This window comes from Acinetobacter sp. 243_ASPC, assembly GCF_001054715.1.
Lineage (GTDB): Bacteria > Pseudomonadota > Gammaproteobacteria > Pseudomonadales > Moraxellaceae > Acinetobacter > Acinetobacter soli.
This window is the reverse complement of the sequence record NZ_JVOR01000011.1, coordinates 1-2,329: the sequence shown is the minus strand read 5'-3', so window position 1 is coordinate 2,329 and position 2,329 is coordinate 1. Positions and strand designations below refer to the sequence as shown.

At 36.5% G+C, this 2,329-nt stretch carries 3 protein-coding genes and 1 pseudogene; 3 read left to right on the top strand and 1 reads right to left on the bottom strand.

The genetic code is table 11. The annotated features are described in order from the left end of the window. From ADA42_RS01560 to ADA42_RS01550, 3 genes and pseudogenes are all read left to right on the top strand, one after another. Positions 1-196 (top strand): annotated as a pseudogene (locus tag ADA42_RS01560) (RepB family plasmid replication initiator protein); the annotation flags it as partial. Between the two features lie 9 nt (positions 197-205). Further along, positions 206-541 carry a hypothetical protein gene (locus tag ADA42_RS01555; RefSeq protein ID WP_048763233.1) on the top strand — a complete coding sequence of 112 codons (336 nt, stop codon included), beginning with the start codon at positions 206-208 and terminating at the stop codon, positions 539-541. Beyond that, positions 534-866 (top strand): hypothetical protein, encoded by a 333-nt coding sequence (locus ADA42_RS01550; protein ID WP_048763232.1) that lies wholly within the window; start codon positions 534-536, stop codon positions 864-866. The genes ADA42_RS01555 and ADA42_RS01550 overlap by 8 nt, the downstream gene beginning before the upstream one ends. 6 nt (positions 867-872) lie before the next feature. Here ADA42_RS01550 and ADA42_RS01545 read toward each other — a convergent pair whose 3' ends face one another. Further along, the gene (locus ADA42_RS01545; RefSeq protein ID WP_048763230.1) at positions 873-2,168 is read right to left on the bottom strand and encodes a MobA/MobL family protein; all 1,296 of its coding nucleotides are present in this window, start codon (positions 2,166-2,168) and stop codon (positions 873-875) included. Positions 2,169-2,329 lie beyond the last annotated feature (161 nt).

Genomic DNA, 2,329 nt, shown 5'->3' with positions numbered 1-2,329 from the left:
TTTCTTTATCAAAATGACAGATGCTCAACGTTTTTTATTTGCCAATAAAATGTCTGAAATGCCTGAAATGTCTAAGTATTCGCAAGGCACCGAAAGCTATGAGCAATTTGCTATCCGTATTGCTGAAATGCTTTTACAGCCTGAAAAATTTCGAGAACTTTATTCAATTTTAGAAAAAGCTGGTTTTAAAGGATAGGATGGCCCAATGAATAAAAATGCTTTTATAAAAAGATTCTTAGAAATTTATATCAATACAAATTTGCCCCATCCTGAAGATTCTTATACCCATATAGATTTTGATGTGATGATCACGCCTAAATATGAAGATAAGAATTGTATTGCTGTGTTTTCAGGTGATCATGGGATCTTTCCTATTATTTTAGAAGTGACAGACAATCCATACCATATAGAACTTGGACATATTGATGTCTTTCTAATTGCAAATAAGCCTGTAAGAAGAAGTAAGAAACAGCGGGAATTGTTAAAATTAATTATGAAATATCTTCAAAAAAATGACTTGGTAAAACTTAGTCATGATTAAATTTAATAAAGAAGATTTCGGAAATAAAATTTTCATCCTTTTTGCCATTCTCATTGGTATATCTGTTTTAAGTGGTTTTGCTTCTAAAAATTCATTAGTAGGCATGATAGGGCAACCAATTTTCCAATATATAACAATGCCAATTCTAGGTATTGGGGCAATTCATATTTGTTGGCGCACTTTACGAGCTTTTTTTGATAAAGATTATTTTAAAAAAGATTTCAATTTAATTGTTTTTATTGGCCATATCCTTTGGCTAGCTTGGGTTCTATTTATAACAGGAATCATCTGGCTATCAGTTATAAAAAGCTATACAAGTTTTTAGTGATGACTAAAAATCAATTTCTAAATCCTTACCCTTTGATTTATCTTTCTGTTGCGCTCGTTCTTGTTGCTTTTGCTGTTGTCTAACCTGCTCCAGTGCCTTTAAAAACTCTTGGGCTTTGGTATATTTTTGACTTAAATCAGGATGATTTTTATCAATATGATTGATAGCAGCTTCACGCCCGAAACGTTGATCATAAAGGTATTGAGTCTTTTTTTCGGTCTTAGTATGGTCATGCAAATGATGGATTTCACGATATTCTCTGACTAGATTCTCACGCTTTTCTGTCCAAGCCTTTTTCCCAAAGAACATCGGCTTATTTTTATCTAGTTCTTCAATCTTGGTTCGGATCTCAGCTCCCTGTTTTTGGTACTTTTTCAACTCATTTTTAATCGTATTCTCAATGTATTGGGTTCTATATTTTTCAAGAAAAGCATTGTATTCAGAGGTGGTCTGCTTGGCTTCCCCTATTTTTTGATTAACAATTTCCCGCTTTTGTTCATCAGTTAATGGCTTCGGTTTTGCTCGTTGCTGTTCTTGGTCTAGGTTCGCAAGGTATTTAGGTAAATAATCAATATGTGTTTGAAAGGTCTGATTAGCTTCTCGATATTCAAGCACCAAATCTTTGAATTGCTGATTCTGACTACCTTTCCACCCTAAATGTTTTTCAGGGCTACGCTCAATACCTTGATCGGCAAGGCTGCGATGATCGACGCGATCTGCATGTCCGTATTTTTCTAAATAGGCATTTTGAAGATTGGCAAAGCGTTCACGCAACTCTACAAGCTCGGTTTTTCTCTGTTCTGCAGTTTTAGCGATATTAGACTTCTGACAACCGCCACGCTCAGGGTTTTTACTGTTATAGCGTTTAAAAAATTGGTCAGGACTGCGGTTAATTCCGTCCTGTAAGCGTTCGCTATACATAATATGAGCATGAGGTTGTTCTCCCCCCTCAATGCTTGCCTTTGGCGTATGAATCGCCCATGTATAGGCATGTTGTTCGCCCAGCTCATGTTCAACAAAAGTTTGAACCAACTCTTTACGCTGTTGCGGTGTCAGTTCCCTGGGTAGTGCTATTTCGATTTCACGGTAGGTACTACCATTCTTTCGTTCATATTCATCGGCACATTGCCAAAATATATTGGGATTATCTTGTGCCCATTCAGGCATATTGCCATGTTCAACGGCTTCTAATTTTTCTTTATTTTTAAGTTTGTATTCTCCCTCTCGCTCAATGTATTCCGCATGAGCAGCAGCCTTACCTTTTGCGCCAACCTTGACCGATAAATGATAACTTGCCATTGTCGCTTTTGCCTTTGCTTTTGCTGTTGGGAGTACAGAGGGTTTACCCTTTGTCGTACTTAGGTTTCTACTCGATAGAGAGAAACTACTAAGTGCGCATTCTGAATTTTAGCACGGATTCGAATTCATGCTACACTCGAATAAATAATGATGCTTTTTAC